Below are 14,297 nucleotides of genomic sequence, written 5' to 3'. Positions count from 1 at the left end.
CTGATGTGAACCATTAGATCACAGGATGGCGGTGGCATCAACGATGTCCGGCAACGGAGTGATCATGAGCAAGCTGAGCCCGGACCCGGAACGCGAGGATCCGCACCGATCGCTGCACAGCGAGACCGCCGGACTGCCCGGGGAGCACCCGGGACGAGCCCGCAACCCCCTCATCCGGATCACCGGATTGGCGTGGCTCGAGTTCGAGAAGCCGGACCTGGCCCGGGCGGAGCGCTTCCTCGTCGACTTCGGGTTCACGGTCACCGACCGCACCCCGGAGGCGCTGGTACTGCGCGGGCACTGGGCCGGCACGCCGAGCATGGTGGTCCGGCGGGGTGCGACATCCCGGTTCGTCGGGCCGGCGTTCGCCGCGGATGCCCGCGCGGATCTGGACCGGCTGGCGCGCGCTACGGACCGGAGTGTCCGGCCGCACCGGGGCGGTCACGCCGTGGACCTGGTCGACCCGAGCGGGTTCCCCGTCCGGGTGGTGTACGGCGTGCCCGAGTTGCCGGCCCTGCCCGAGCGCGACCCGTCGCCGGTGAACGCCGGGAACCGTTCCGCCCGGGTCAATGCCACCCAGCGGCCGGCGCGGCGTGCCGCGCAGATCCAGCGTCTCGGGCACGTGGTCCTAGGCACCACCCGGTTCCGGACGGCCCTGGACTGGTATCTGGAAACTCTGGGGCCGATCGTCAGCGACTTCCTGTACCTCGACGGGCAGCGCGAGCGCGGTCCGGTGATGGCGTTCATCCGCTGCGATCTGGGCAGCGTGCCCGCCGACCACCACACCCTTGCGATGGCGCTGCAGCCGCAGACCGGGTACCTGCACTCGGCGTACCAGGTGACCGATCTGGACGAGGTGGCGGCCGCGGGGTGGTATCTGGGCGAGCGCGGGTACCGGCACGCCTGGGGCATCGGCCGGCACATCCAGGGCAGCCAGATCTTCGACTACTGGCGGGATCCGGACCGGCTGATGTTCGAGCACTACACCGACGGTGACCTGTTCGACTCCACGATGCAGCCGGGCTGGGCGCCGCTGTCGGCCAGCGGGCTGTCCCAGTGGGGGCCGAAGGCGACCGCCCGGTTCACCGGGGCGCGCGACCCCGAGGTGCTGCTCGCGGCGATCAAGGCCCTGACCGACAGGGGCAACGAGGTCGACTTCGCCGCCCTGCGCGGCCTGATCCAGGCGATGTCGTCATGAGCGTCAATCTCGCCCGTACCGCAGAGGGGTGGTGGGTGCAGGCGCCCGCCGGCCTGGTCCGCCTGGATCTGCCCGCCGGCGCCACCGGCGAGCTGCTGGCCGATCGGATCGCCCTCGACCGGGCGATCCGGTCCGCCCTCGCGGCGGCGCCGGCCGGCGCCCGGCCTGCGGAGGCGCTCGGCCTGCTCAGCCCGGTGACCGCGCCCACCAGGGTCGTCGCGCAGATGGTCAACTATCGGTCACACGCCGTCGACTCCGGCATGGACCCGGACCGGGTGCCGCCGGCCTTCTTCCGCAAGACCTCGCACTCGATCACCGGCCCGACCGGCGACATCGTCCGACCCGCCGGGGTCGACTTCCTGGACTACGAGGTCGAACTCGGGCTGGTCATCGGCCGGGACCTCCCGGTCGGCGCCACGGTGACGGACGAGAATCTGTCCCGGTACGTGGCCGGCCTCGTGGTCACCAACGACGTCAGCGCCCGGCAGATCCAGCTGACCCGTACCCAGTTCTACGAGGCGAAGTCCTACCCCACCTTCACCCCGGTCGGGCCGTGGCTGACCCTGCCCGACGCCGACGACCTGAACCGCCTGGACACGTTGCGGCTCACCCTGGCGGTAAACGGGGAGATCCGTCAGGACAGCGCCGTGGCCGACATGATCGTGCGGCCGGCGCGGGCGCTGACCCTGCTCTCCCGCTTCCAGCCGCTGGCCGCCGGCGACCTGCTGCTGACCGGCACCCCCGGCGGCACCGCGCTGAGCGCGCCTCCAAAGGTCATGGAGAAGTTCGCGGCCCTGCTCCCGCCGGCCACGAAGTGGCGGCTGTTCTTCCGACGGCAGGCCGGCAACCCCCGGTACCTGCACGACGGTGATGTCATCACCGCCCGCATCGCCACCGATGACCACGCGCTGGACCTGGGCGCCCAGCGCAACCGCGTCATAGGAAAGCCGTCATGAGCTCCTCGCTCGTGCTGCCCACGCCCCGATCGACCTACCAGCTGGTGCTGGATGCCGCCCGGGCCGGCCCCGAGGCGGTGGCCACGCAGTGGATTCCCGACCCGGCCGCCTACCGCGACCATCTCACCTGGACGTACGCCGAGCTGGCCGCCCGGGTGGCCCGGATCGCGAACGCGCTGACCGCGATGGGGGTGCGGCGGGCCGACGCGGTGACGCTGTGCGGCGTCAACACCTCGATGCTGTACGCCGCGACGCTGGCCGCGCAGGCGGTCGGCATCGCCGCCCCGGTCAACCCAGCGCTCAGCGCCGAGCACCTCACCCAGCTGATACGCCGCACCGGGTCCCGCGTCGTCGCCGCCGCAGGGCCGGAACTCGATCCTGCGCGGTGGGAAGGGCTGCTCGCGGTGTGCACCGCGGTCGGTGTCAGAGCCGTCCTGGTGCTGCGGCCGGACGGGGACATCGGCGACCCGCCGCCGCTGCCCGCGTACACCGGCATGCTCGTGGCGTACCTCGATGATGTGACCGCCGCACACCCGGCCGACCGCCTCGTCGGCGCGCAGCCGCCGGGACCGGACGACCTCGCGGCATTCGTCCACACGGGAGGCACCACCGGCGCGCCGAAAATTGCCGCGCACACCCACGCGAACCAACTCACCTGCGCCCGCGGCATCGCCCTGGCGACGGGGCTGGCCCCGGGCGAGGCGGCGCTGGGCGGGCTGCCGCTGTTCCATGTCAACGCCCTGGTCGTCACCGGCATCGCGCCGATGTTCGGCCACCAGCGCGTGGTATGGCCGGGCCCCGCCGGCTACCGCAACCCGGACCTGTACGCCCGGTTCTGGAAGATCGTGCAGCACTACCGGATCGCCGCCATGTCCGCCGTCCCCACCGTCTACGCCACCCTGTCCCGGGTACCGGTCGACGCGAATATCAGCAGCCTGCGACTGCCCGTCGTCGGCGCCTCCCCGCTACCGCCATCGGTCCGGGAGGACTTCGCCGCGCACACCGGACGGCGGCTACTGGAAGGCTACGGCCTGACCGAGGCCACCTGCGCCACCACCTTCACCCCGCCGGGCGAGGAACGGGTCGGATCCGTCGGCCGCGTCCTGGCCGGGCAGCAGGTGAAGACGGTACGGATCGGCGACGACGAGACGTGGACGGACTGCGCCCCCGGCGAGGACGGTGTCCTGGCGATTGGCGGACCGGCGGTGTTCGCCGGATACGTCGCCGACCCGGCGCTGCACGGGCCGCGGGTCAGCGTGGACGGGGTCGTCCGTGACGGCTGGCTGAACACGGGCGACGTGGGCCGCGTCGACGCGGACGGGTACGTGTACCTCACCGGACGGGCGAAAGACCTGATCATCCGAGGGGGACACAACATCGACCCGCGCGTCATCGAGGACGGACTGCTGCGCCACCCGGCCGTCCAAGCCGCCGCCGCGGTCGGCCAGCCCGACCGGCATGCCGGCGAGGTACCAGTCGCCTACGTCGTCCCGGCCGATCCGGATTGGTTCAACGAAGACGAACTGCACGCGTGGGCCCGCACGGCCATCGGCGAGGCAGCCGCACGACCCAGGCGAATCCATCCCATCCCGGCGATCCCCACCACCGCCGTCGGCAAGCAGTACAAGCCGGCGCTGGTCGCCGACGCCGCCTCCCGGGCGGTCACCGACGCGCTCGCCGAGGCCGGCATACCCGTGCGCGGCGTCACCGCGAGCCACCAGGACGGCCGCCTCGTCGTCACCGTCGCCGGCGCGGACACGCGGCGGATCCGCGAGGCCGTCGCCGGCTTCGCCCTGAGCATCACCACCGTGCCGTGACAGGACCGAGCGGGAGGACACAGCCATGTATCCCCAGAACGTGATCGTCGTCGGTGCCGGCCCGGTCGGCTGCACCGCCGCGCTGCTACTCGCCGAGCACGGCATCCCGGTCACCCTGATCGAGAGCCACCTCGAGCCTCACCCGCTGCCCCGCGCGGTCCATCTCGACGACGAGGTCGCCCGTATCCTGCACCGGCTTGGCGTCAGCAACGCCTTCCTGGCCGGCTCCCGGCCGGGCCGCGGACTGCGCCTACTCGACGCCCGACGCCGGGTGATGGCCGAGTTCCGCCGCGAGGCCGAGGTCTCCGACAGCGGCTTCCCCGGTGCGAACATGTTCCACCAACCCGATCTGGAAGCGCTGCTGCTGAACCGCATCCGCCACCATCCGCTCATCGACCTGTACCGCGGCGTCGAGGTGCACGCGATCGACGACGCGCTCGGCCCACTGAGCGGACCACCGGTCCGGGTACACACCCGGGCGGTGGCCGGCGAGGCAGCCCGCACCTTCACCGGCAGCCTGGTCCTCGGCTGCGACGGGGCCAACAGCACGCTCCGCCGGCTGCTCGGCGTGGACATGCAAGACCTGCGGTTCACCGAACGCTGGCTGGTCATCGACGTCCGAGCCGCTACGCCCCTGGACACCTGGGACGGCGTCGAGCAGGTGTGCGACCCGGCCCGCGCCGCCACCTTCATGCACATCACCGACGAGCGCTACCGGTGGGAGTTCCAGCTGCACGACGGCGAGGACGAAACCCGCCTCACCGCCGACCTCGGCCCGCTGCTGCAACCCTGGACCGGCCGGACTGACCTCGCCGGGCTGCAGGTCGTCCGCAGCGCGGTCTACACGTTCCGCGCCCGGCTGGCCACCCACTTCCGCGTGGGGCGGGCCTTCCTGCTCGGCGACGCGGCGCACCTCACCCCGCCGTTCATCGGCCAGGGCCTGGCCGCCGGCATCCGCGATGCCGACAATCTCGCCTGGAAGATCGCCCACGTCCTGACCGGCCGTGCGGCGCCCGACCTGCTGAACACCTACGAGACCGAACGCCGGCCCCACGCCAGAGCCCTCATCCGCAAGGCCAAGCTCGTCGGCTGGGCGATGACCGGCGGGCAGGACGCCGCCGCCGCAGTCCGCCGCCTGCTGCTGGCCGCCCTCGTGCGCAACGATCGCGTCCGGGACGCCGTCGCCTCCACCGCCACACCACGACTACGCGCCGGCGCGCTGCGGCAGACTTCCGTGCTGTCCCGCCCGCCCCGGGCGCTGCGCGTCGGCGCCCTCATCCCCAACCCCGTGCTATGCCTCGCCGGCGGCCAACAGGTATGCCTCGACGACGTGCTCGGCGCCGGCCCGGCGATGCTGACCGCGCGCCGTCCCGAGCCGCAGCTCGTGGACGCCTGCCGCCGGTGGGGAATCAGCCTGGTACGCGTCAGGGACGGCCCCGACGGCGACCCGGACGAGGGATGGGTCGACGCCCGACTCGTCCCTGGCCGGGGCGCGAGCCTGCGAGCACTCGCCGCCGACCCGTCGCTGACCGTACTCGTCCGCCCCGACGGCTACATCGCCGCAGTGTGCCCTCACTCCCAGCTACCCCACCCGCCCTGGACCATGCCCTGATCGGAGACTGTCATGTTCGTCGTACTCTCGTTGCTGCTCGTCGCGGTGTGTCTGGTTCCCGCCGCCGCCAAGCTCGCCGGCCACCCGAAGATGCGCCACGCCGCCACCCACTTCGGCATCGCGTGGCGCCGCTACCAGCTCATCGGCGTCGCCGAACTCGTCGCCACCGTCGGCGTCCTGGTCGGCTTCTTCTGGCGCCCAGCCGGTCTGCTGGCCGCCGTCGGCATGACGCTGCTGCTGCTCGGCGCCCTCATCACCCACCTGCGGGCGCACGACCACGTCCGCGAAGCGCTGCCCGCCCTGCTGGCGCTCGCGGTCAGCGGCACGTACCTGGCCGTCGCCCAATGAGCGACCGGGGACTTGAGACGCCCATCCCGCCGCGGGCCAGGCCACCGCCCGTGCCGACCCCCGGCAGCATCGAAGCGCTGCCGACCAACCCAACCGATGAGGGATGACATGACCTGTGCCGAGAGGACCGATCCGCAGTTCGAGGAGCTGGCCGACCGAGCGGCTCCGCCGCCCAACGGGCGACCGCGTTGCCGCCCCGGCGCGGGTACCTCGACTGGTGGTCGCTGGCCGAGGTGTTCGCCTGGCTGTGTCCCGCGACCTGGTGTGGAACCACTGGGTCAACAACTACCTGCTCGGGCACAGGCTACCGACCTCCGACGTCCTGTTCTGGAACGCCGACACCATCCGGACGCCGGCCCGGCCGCACGCCGACTTCGCCCGCCTGGCAATGGACAACTCGCTGGCCGCCCCCGGCGCGATGACTGTCCTCGGAGGACCCGTCGACCTGTCCCAACTCGAGGTCGACACCTACCTCGTCCCGGGGATCGCCGACTACCTGACCCCGTGGCAGAACGGCTACCACGCTCGACCCCGCCCAACCCGACGACGATCATGATGAAAACCTCGAACCGCTCGACCTTCACGGGCACGACACGGTCGGCTGACCGATCTGGCCCCACGGCACTGTCGGCACTGCTACACCGGTGGAGCCGTTCATCGTTGGGCCGATCCATGGCCAAGATCAGATACTTGGCGGACTGGACGACGAAGGGATCGGCCCGGGCGAAACGCCCGGGCGGCCGGGATTGCCGCCTCATGTGCTCCGGACACCCGCCACCGGAGAGTCAGGGGTACGCGGCGAACCGCCCTGGTGGCCGCCACCGGTCTCCACGGCAAGGAAGTGCTCGATGACCACCCCTATCACCGCCGGCCACGCGCGGCAGCTGCCGGCCTTCCCGGATCTGCTCTCCGCAGCGCTCGACGCGGCGACCGACGGCTTGGCCGTCGTGGACGCCGGCGGACGGGTGCTGTTTCGCAATCGCGCCGCGCGCCGATTCCTGGGGGGTGCGTCCCGGTGTGAGTTCCGGCGACCGGACGGCGGGCTCGTCGAGGCCGACGATGCAGTCCACACGCAGGCGCTGCGCGGAGTGGTCACCCCGCGCATGGATGTCGCCGTCGGCGATCGGATCGCGGAGGTGACCGCCGAGGTGCTCCCGGGTGGCGAGACGGTCGTCCTCGGCTGGCGGGATGTGACGGCGGCGCGTCAGCACGCCGACGTGCTGGCCGGCTTCGCTCAGGTAATCGCGCACGACCTGCGCAATCCGCTGTGCGTGGTCGAGATGGGGTCCGCGCAGCTGGGAGATGCATTGGCAGAGGTGTCCGACTGCCCCGCGCGCCGAGAGGCCGAGGACGCCCTGGACCGGATCGGGCGGGCGGCGGCTCGGATGCAGGCCCTGATCGGCGATCTACTGGCGGACGTGACGGCGGCGCAGGCAGAGCCGCGCCGGACTCCGGTGATGCTGGGTGACCTCGTGTCAGAGGTAGCGGCAGGCTGGCTGGACCTGGCGGCCGGGGCGAGCGGGCCAGTCCCCTGGTTCACGATCGGTGAGCTACCGGTCGTGCTGGGAGACATGGCGCTGCTACGGCAGCTGCTGGAGAACCTGATCGGGAACGCGGTCAAGTACACGGCGCCGGGAGTGGTACCGCACGTGACGGTCCGCGCGGAGCACACGGCGTCCGGGTCGGTCGCGGTGCACGTCGACGACAACGGGATCGGAGTGCCCGTCGGTGAGCGGGCGGCGGTGTTCAACGACTTCCACCGCGCGGGCGCCGGTGACGGGTCGCGGGCCGGCTTCCCGGGGTTCGGGCTGGGCCTGGGGATCTGTCGGCGGATCGTCGAGCGGCACGGCGGGACGATCCGGGTGGATGACAACCCGGCCGGTGCCGGTTCCCGGTTCACCATCACGCTGCCCGGTGGTGAGCGGGACATCCGCCCCAGCTGACCGGCCGTGCGGCCGGATAGAACGGCCTATTCCAGGAGAGTCTGCCGTTCCTCAAAGGAGCGCCAAGGGCGCAGCCAACAGGTCACATCCACCGCGAGAACCATCCTGCCGTCCGCGGCCTGCGGGACCGGCACCGCCGAAAGAGCAGTCTGCAGCCGGTCGATGTCGACCCGGCCCCGGTTCATGATCAGCCAGGGTCGATACCACCCTGCCGCACATTAAAACTCAAGCTAGGGATACCCCGATCAGTTCTTCCGAAGAACCAGCGCGGTGGCCGCTGATCACGACCTACCGCGCATAATCACCCGCTTCTCGGAACGGACCCATCAGCTTGGTCAGCCGGGTCAGGCCGTCGACAGCCGCATCGTGGTAGGCGTAGTTGTAGGTGGGTGTGTTGAGCGCGAGAGTGAGGAACAGTTCGACCCGGCCGCCAAGCGGGAGGACCACGTGGCCGAGGCCGACCACTTCGGAAGCGATGTCGCCGAAGCAGTGGACCCCGAGCAGCTTGCGGTCATCGGCGCGGAAGATGAGCTTCAGCAGTCCACCGTGTCCGGCGATCGCCCCTCGCGGGGTGGTGGCGAGATCGCAGCGTCCAACGGCGTAGGGGATACCGGCGGCCCGGATCTGTTCTTCGGTCGCTCCGACGCCGGCGACCTCGGGTAAGCCGTATACGGCGCTGCTCGCGGTCTGGTCAATCTCCACACCGAAGACGAGTCCGCAAGCGTGGGCCGCCGCTGCGCGTCCTTGCTGCATGGCGTTGGAGGCAAGCTGGACGAGACTATACGAGCAGCTCCCGACCTCGTTGAGTCGACTCACAGCCCACCCAAAGGTCGATACCTAAGATCTCGGGCAGCGCGCCCGCGCTGGCGTACGTGAATCGAAAGGCGTCTTGATGAAGGTAGCTAATGCTGCGAAGGTGGTTGGAGTTGCGGCGGTTGGCGCTTCTCTGGTGGGGGTGACGGCAACAGTGTCGTTCGCCGGAGTGGACAGTCCCAGCACGGTGCGGGTCAGTGTGTCCAGCACAGGCCAGCAGGCGGACACCCAAGGCTCCATCGGCTACGCGCGTAGGTCGGCGGTCAGCAGCAGTGGTCGCTTCGTGGTTTTCGTCTCGACCTCGCCGGATCTGGCGCCCGGCGGCATCGGGGGCCGGGCCGACGTGCTGCTGCGGGACACGGTGGAGGGTGTCACCACCCGGATCGGTGTGACCCCCGACGGAGTACAGGGCAACGGCAACAGCCGGTACCCGTCCATCAGCGCCGACGGCGTTATGTGGCGTTCGCGTCGAACGCGGACAACCTGGTCCCCGGTGACACCAATGGCACGGACGACGTCTTCGTCCGTGACGTGGTCGCCGGTACCACGACCCGGGTCAGCGTCGCCACCGACGGCACGCGGGCCAACAGCTGGAGCTGGCCCCCGGAGATCAGCGCGGACGGCCGCCATGTCGCGTTCGTGTCGGACGCGGACAACCTGGTGCCCGGCGACACCAACCAGCACGCCGACATCTTTCTGCGGGACCTCGCCGCCGGCACCACCAGCCGAGTCAACATCGGAAGCAACGGCCAGGAAAGCGACAAGGAGGTCGACTGTCCATTCACTTGCATGCCCAGCCTGAGCCGAGACGGGCGGTACGTCACCTTCGCCTCCTATGCGACCAACCTGGTGCCCGATGACACCAACGGCAGCATCGACGTCTTCGTCCGTGACGTGGTCGCCGGCACCACGACCCGGGCCAACGTCGCCACCGACGGCACGACTGTCGTCAGCGCACCCGGCCCGTTACCCGGCTACGACCCGGTGATGACCGCCGACGGGCGGCGGGTCTTCTTCTTGTCGTCCGCGCCGCTGGTACTCGGTGACACCAACGGCAAGCCCGACCTCTACATGCGCGACCTGAACGCCAGCAGCACCACCATGATCAAGCCGCTGGGCCGCGAGAAGAATGATCTCCGCTCGTTCACGGTCAGCGCCAACGGTCGCTACCTCGGCTTCGATAAGCCACGGCGGCAGGGCGACCCCTTCGGCCTGCGAGACGCATTCGTCTGTGACCTCGTCACCGGAGTCAGCACCCGGGTGAGCCTGTCCAACGACGGCGCCGAGGGCAACGCCACCAGCACCGGTAGCTGGATCAGCCCCGACGGCGGCTCCGTCGTGTTCACGTCCGAGGCGACCAACCTCGTCGACGGCGACACCAACCTCCATGGGGACGTCTTCCTGCATCACCTGAGCACCCCCGAACCCGCGGCCATGAGCCGTACGCAAAACATCACCCGATAGCCGACCACATGCCCGGGGACACAGCCCGTGTCCCCGGGCACCCGGGTCGAGGCGCAGGTGCCCTGCAGGTACGACGGTGGAAGCCGGAAACAGGGTGATCGCCCCTCCGGGCTGCCCGGTTCACAGCAGGAGTCCACCGCCTCGCCCTGCCAACTGGTCATTCGGCCAGGTCGTATTGGTGCTGGTAGCGGCTGGTGTGGGTGCGTTGGTGTTCCTGTTGAAGGCGGAACCGCCAGCCGACGCGGCCGAGCTGGGTGAGGTGCAGGCCCCCGGCCGCCCTCCATAGATATTCGAGGATGTGCCGTCTCCCGCTCGCCCAGGCATGTACCGTGCCAAAACCCCGTTTGTGGCTGTGAACTGGCACTTTGAAGATCTGGTCAAGCTGCCCGGTGGTACTCGTTGATCACGCCGCCGAGGCGTTGTCGCCGTCGAACCGGGGCGTTCATGGCGATGACGACGGCCGGGTCGTGGTTCGGTGGTAGCTGTTGCCGGCCCTGATGCGGGCGGTGATCGTTGAAGTGGTCCACGTACTCGCCGACTACCGCGAGGGCGTGTCGTTCGTCGTAGATCAGCAGCCGGTCGGTGCATTCCTGACGCAGGCTGCGACCCCACCGTTCGATGTAGCAGTTCGCCCGCGGGGCCCGTGGCGGGATCTTGACCACCTCGATGCCCTCCGCGGCGAAGACCTCGTCGAACGCGGCGCTGTACTTGCCGTCCCGGTCGCGGGTCAGGAAACGAAACCGGCCGGCACGGTCGCCGAGGTCCATGACGAGGGTGCGGGCCTGTTGGACAACCCAAGCGTGATCCGGATTGGCGGTGATCCCGAGCGGGTGGACGCGTCGGGTGGCCACCTCCATCACGACCAGCAGGTAGATCCTTCTGAGCAGGATCGTGTCGACATGGAAGAAATCGATGGCCAGCAGGCCGTGCGCTTGCGCGCGCAGGAACGTCCGCCAACTGGTGTCCACGGTTCGCGGTGCCGGGCCGAGCCGTCGGGTGGCGAGGATGCGCCGGATCGTGCCCGCGCCGACATGACGACCCAGCCGTAGCAACTCGCCCTGGATTCGCCGATGTCCCACCGAGGGTTCTCCCGGGCGAGGCGTCGGACCAGGTCCCGGATCTCGTCGTTGATCGGTGGCCGACCGCCCTTGCGCGGATGGGTCCATCGTCGGCGCAGCAGCCGTCGGTGCCAGGCCAGCAGCGTGGCGGGGGTGACCAGCCGGTGGGCCCGGACGGCGGTGGGCAGGAGCCGGGCCAGGCCGGACAGGATGGCCCGGTCCGGCCAGGACAACCGGGGCCTGCCCTTCGACCGACGATCCTCGACGCGAACCGGGAAATCCCAGCTCACCGTGTGTGCGACGAGTTCTGGCACGGTACAGGCATGGTCGTACTCGCGGTCAATGCCACCATAACGGGCCTCGCCGCTTGAGGAGCCGGGCCCGCTTGAGCACGGACCGCCAGCGTTGCTGCTGAGCGGTCGCGTCCGGTGCGCGGGCCGCGGCCGACGATTTGGCCAGAAGGTCACGGAGTTCCTTGACGCTCCAGTCGCCGGAGGCCAGCATCGCGGCCACCTGGTGCGTCAGCGAGGCGACCCGGACACGCGCGCGGCGGCGTTCGGCATCGGTGTCACCCAGTCTCCAGGGCAACGCGTCGACGATACCCTCAGCGGCGGGCAGGTGGGCCTTGGCGTCTGGCGGGGCGGAAGACGGAACGGCGGGCATAACCCAGCATCCTTTCACACCACCGCAAACCCAGGGCGATCTCCGCCATCGCCAGTCACCAATCCTTTAAGGCGATGTCTCCATCGTTACGAGGGGAAGCTCAATCCTTGCCGGTGGAGGGACTTGCCGGCTCACGCTAAAGGGTGGAGTACGGTCCAAGGTCAAGCGCCGAGTTCGCGAGGGAGGGGCCATGCGAATCGGGGAGTTGGCCGCGTAGGCGGGCACCAGCAGGGACACCGTCCGGTTCTACGAGAAACGCGGCCTGGTCGTCGGCCGGCGGCTGGCGAACGGCTACCGCGACTATCCGCCCGAGGCGGTGACCTGGTTGCGACACGTCCGTACCGCGCAGCGGCTCGGCTTCTCGCTGGCCGAGATCGCCCAGTACGGCGAGCAACTACGCGACGCACCCGACGGCGGACCGGCCCTGTCCGCCCTGCTGCGGGAGAAGATCCAGATCATCGACGAGCGGATGGCCGCGCTCGCCGCTTTCCGCGCCGACCTGGCCGCCCGCCTGGGTACCGATTGCCCGTTGCAGGCGGCCGCCCAGGCCCGCTGAACGAGCCGCCCCTCACTTCGGCATCAGCGCCCCGCGGCGCGTGCGACGGCATGGCGTCCGGCGGTGCTGCGGCCGTAGGCGACCAGGGCGGCGGCTTCGGCGAGGGCTTGTCGGGTGTGCTCGTCCCGGCCGGGACCGTCGGCCTCGGCGGTCCAATCGCCCGGGCGGAACGTACGGGTCAGCTTCTTCTGGTGGTCTCCGAAGTAGGACCAGACATCCGGCGGCAGCGACACGTTGACGACCCCGGCTGCGGGCAGCGTCCGGGTCCAGTCGGCGTGGTGCTGCCAGCGAAACGTGTTCGGGCTGGTCTTGCGCCGGCTCGTGATCCCCACGAACCGCAACTTGCGCCGGATCACCGGCCACGGCTCGCGTTCCTGTTCGATCCAGTCACGGATCAGGGTGAACAGCTCGCCGAAGGTCGTTCCGCCATCGACGACGTCGACCAGGACTGCCGGCCGTTCCCGCCGTGCCAACCGGTACGGCGTCAATCCGACCTCTGTCAGGAAGCGGCGGCCCTGAGCCACCTCCGCGGAGCTCAACGGGCGCTGACGCCACCGATTTCCGGCTCGGACCTCCGGACGCCGGAACGACAGCGGCAGCCGATGGACTTGCTGGACGCCGACGAGCGCGCCACCGAGCAGGTCGAACATCGAGTCGAGCGACCTGCCCACGAAATAGAGGTCACCGTTGCCGCTGCGGGCCAGCACCTTTCCGGCGCACGCGACGAGATCGTCGAGAAACCACAGACTCGGCGGCACGGTGCCGTCGAGCAGCGACCCCAACTGATCCGGGGTGACCAGGTCCCACCGAAACGGCACCCCCGGTTCTGCTGGCATCACCAAGGCATCGTGGCAGCTCGCAGCCCGTGAGCGCCATCGAAAATCCCAGCCTCTCAAGGCACCAGCTTCTGGTACGCGGCCCAGAGCCTCTCCGGGTTGATGCCGGCGGCGCGGATGCCACTGTCCAGGAACATGCGGTTCAAGCTGTTCAGCTCGGGGCAGGCGCTCAGTGCGACGTACAGATCGATGGCTCTTTGTCTGTTGCCGGCCTTCTCGGCGGCGTAGAAGAACGCCGCACCGATCTCGTGGTTGAACCTGGTCCGGGCAGCGTCGCCGGAGTAGAAGCCGTCGTTCGATGTCAATTTCCTTCGCCGGCCCGCGTCCGCCGGCTACCCCGGCACCGGCTGTGTGCACGCTGAACGGGAGCAGCAACGCCAAGCTCTCGCGGACCGTGCCAAAACCCTGTGCATGGCTGTGAGCTGGCACTTTGAAGATCGTTTCAGGCTGCCCGGTGGTATTCGTTGATCACGCCGCCGAGGCGTGGTCGGCGTCGTACCGGGGCGTTCATGGCGATGACGACGGCCGGGTCGTGGTTCGGTGGTAGCTGTTGCCGGCCTTGATGCGGGCGGTGCTCGTTGACGTGGTTCACGTACTCGCTGACCACCGTGAGGGCGTGTCGTTCGTGGTATATCAGCAGCCGGTCGGTGCACTCTGCACGCAGGCTGCGGCCCCAGCGTTCGATGTAGCAGTTCGCTCGCGGGGTCCGCGGCGTGATCTTGACCACGGTGATGCCCTCGGCGGTGAAGACCTCATCGAACGCGGCGCTGTACTTGCCGTCCCGGTCTCGGAACCGGAACCGGCCGGCGCGGTCGCCGAGGTCCAGGACGAGGTTGCGGGCCTGCTGGACGACCCAGTCGTGGTCCGGGTTGGCGGTGACCCCGAGCAGGTGGACTCGGCGGGTGGCCACCTCCATCACCGCCAGGACGTAGAGCCGCTTGAGCAGGATCGTGTCGATGTGGAAGAAATCGATCGCGAGGAGGCCGTGTGCTTGTGCTCGTAGGAACGTCCGCCAACTGGTGTCCGCTTCTCG

14 protein-coding genes and 1 pseudogene are annotated in these 14,297 nt (G+C 69.9%); 9 read left to right on the top strand and 6 right to left on the bottom strand.

The genetic code is table 11. The annotated features are described in order from the left end of the window. Positions 1 to 64 precede the first annotated feature (64 nt). From AB0B58_RS36390 to AB0B58_RS36360, 7 genes are all read left to right on the top strand, one after another. Positions 65 to 1,198, top strand: a complete 1,134-nt coding sequence (locus AB0B58_RS36390; RefSeq protein WP_360233708.1) for a VOC family protein — start codon at positions 65 to 67, stop codon at positions 1,196 to 1,198. Beyond that, positions 1,195 to 2,154 carry a fumarylacetoacetate hydrolase family protein gene (locus AB0B58_RS36385; protein ID WP_360233705.1) on the top strand — a complete coding sequence of 320 codons (960 nt, stop codon included), beginning with the start codon at positions 1,195 to 1,197 and terminating at the stop codon, positions 2,152 to 2,154. The genes AB0B58_RS36390 and AB0B58_RS36385 overlap by 4 nt, the downstream gene beginning before the upstream one ends. Next, entirely contained in the window at positions 2,151 to 3,971 is a 1,821-nt protein-coding gene (locus AB0B58_RS36380; RefSeq protein ID WP_360233702.1) for an AMP-binding protein, read from the top strand. Before AB0B58_RS36385 ends, AB0B58_RS36380 begins: the two co-directional genes overlap by 4 nt. A 25-nt stretch (positions 3,972 to 3,996) precedes the next feature. Continuing rightward, positions 3,997 to 5,583 (top strand): bifunctional 3-(3-hydroxy-phenyl)propionate/3-hydroxycinnamic acid hydroxylase, encoded by a 1,587-nt coding sequence (locus tag AB0B58_RS36375; protein ID WP_360233699.1) that lies wholly within the window; start codon positions 3,997 to 3,999, stop codon positions 5,581 to 5,583. A gap of 12 nt (positions 5,584 to 5,595) precedes the next feature. Then, complete coding sequence (locus AB0B58_RS36370; RefSeq protein ID WP_360233696.1) at positions 5,596 to 5,931, top strand: DoxX family protein; 336 nt, start codon at positions 5,596 to 5,598, stop codon at positions 5,929 to 5,931. Between the two features lie 247 nt (positions 5,932 to 6,178). After that, a complete protein-coding gene (locus AB0B58_RS36365; protein WP_360233693.1) occupies positions 6,179 to 6,487 on the top strand; it encodes a hypothetical protein in 309 nt (102 codons plus the stop codon). An 88-nt stretch (positions 6,488 to 6,575) separates the two neighbouring features. Next, on the top strand, positions 6,576 to 7,874 hold the full coding sequence (locus AB0B58_RS36360; protein WP_360233690.1) for a PAS domain-containing sensor histidine kinase: 1,299 nt from the start codon (positions 6,576 to 6,578) through the stop codon (positions 7,872 to 7,874). A gap of 288 nt (positions 7,875 to 8,162) precedes the next feature. Here the strand turns inward: AB0B58_RS36360 and AB0B58_RS36355 are convergent, their stop codons facing one another. After that, positions 8,163 to 8,576, bottom strand: coding sequence for a hypothetical protein (locus AB0B58_RS36355; RefSeq protein ID WP_360233687.1), 414 nt, complete (start codon positions 8,574 to 8,576; stop codon positions 8,163 to 8,165). Between the two features lie 567 nt (positions 8,577 to 9,143). Between AB0B58_RS36355 and AB0B58_RS36350 the strand changes: the two genes are divergently transcribed. Continuing rightward, positions 9,144 to 10,151 (top strand): hypothetical protein, encoded by a 1,008-nt coding sequence (locus tag AB0B58_RS36350; RefSeq protein ID WP_360233684.1) that lies wholly within the window; start codon positions 9,144 to 9,146, stop codon positions 10,149 to 10,151. A 377-nt stretch (positions 10,152 to 10,528) separates the two neighbouring features. On the opposite strand, the gene AB0B58_RS36345 is transcribed toward AB0B58_RS36350, so the two are convergent. Next, positions 10,529 to 11,230 (bottom strand): integrase core domain-containing protein, encoded by a 702-nt coding sequence (locus tag AB0B58_RS36345; protein ID WP_360233681.1) that lies wholly within the window; start codon positions 11,228 to 11,230, stop codon positions 10,529 to 10,531. 318 nt (positions 11,231 to 11,548) lie between these two features. Further along, positions 11,549 to 11,872 carry a hypothetical protein gene (locus tag AB0B58_RS36340; RefSeq protein WP_360233679.1) on the bottom strand — a complete coding sequence of 108 codons (324 nt, stop codon included), beginning with the start codon at positions 11,870 to 11,872 and terminating at the stop codon, positions 11,549 to 11,551. 229 nt (positions 11,873 to 12,101) lie between these two features. Between AB0B58_RS36340 and AB0B58_RS36335 the strand changes: the two are divergent. Next, a pseudogene (locus tag AB0B58_RS36335) lies at positions 12,102 to 12,428 on the top strand (MerR family DNA-binding protein); the annotation flags it as partial. A gap of 23 nt (positions 12,429 to 12,451) precedes the next feature. Here AB0B58_RS36335 and AB0B58_RS36330 read toward each other — a convergent pair. The 3 genes from AB0B58_RS36330 to AB0B58_RS36320 form a co-directional block, all read right to left on the bottom strand. Beyond that, the gene (locus AB0B58_RS36330) at positions 12,452 to 13,267 is read right to left on the bottom strand and encodes a hypothetical protein (RefSeq protein ID WP_360233676.1); all 816 of its coding nucleotides are present in this window, start codon (positions 13,265 to 13,267) and stop codon (positions 12,452 to 12,454) included. A gap of 53 nt (positions 13,268 to 13,320) precedes the next feature. Next, positions 13,321 to 13,569: a hypothetical protein gene (locus AB0B58_RS36325; RefSeq protein WP_360233673.1), complete on the bottom strand. Its 249-nt coding sequence runs from the start codon at positions 13,567 to 13,569 to the stop codon at positions 13,321 to 13,323. Positions 13,570 to 13,706: 137 nt separating this feature from the next. Next, the gene (locus AB0B58_RS36320; RefSeq protein WP_360233670.1) at positions 13,707 to 14,180 is read right to left on the bottom strand and encodes an integrase core domain-containing protein; all 474 of its coding nucleotides are present in this window, start codon (positions 14,178 to 14,180) and stop codon (positions 13,707 to 13,709) included. Positions 14,181 to 14,297 lie beyond the last annotated feature (117 nt).

Origin of the sequence: Actinoplanes sp. NPDC049118, from assembly GCF_040648555.1 — a bacterium.
GTDB lineage: Bacteria > Actinomycetota > Actinomycetes > Mycobacteriales > Micromonosporaceae > Actinoplanes.
This window is presented reverse-complemented; position numbering and strand designations above follow the sequence as displayed.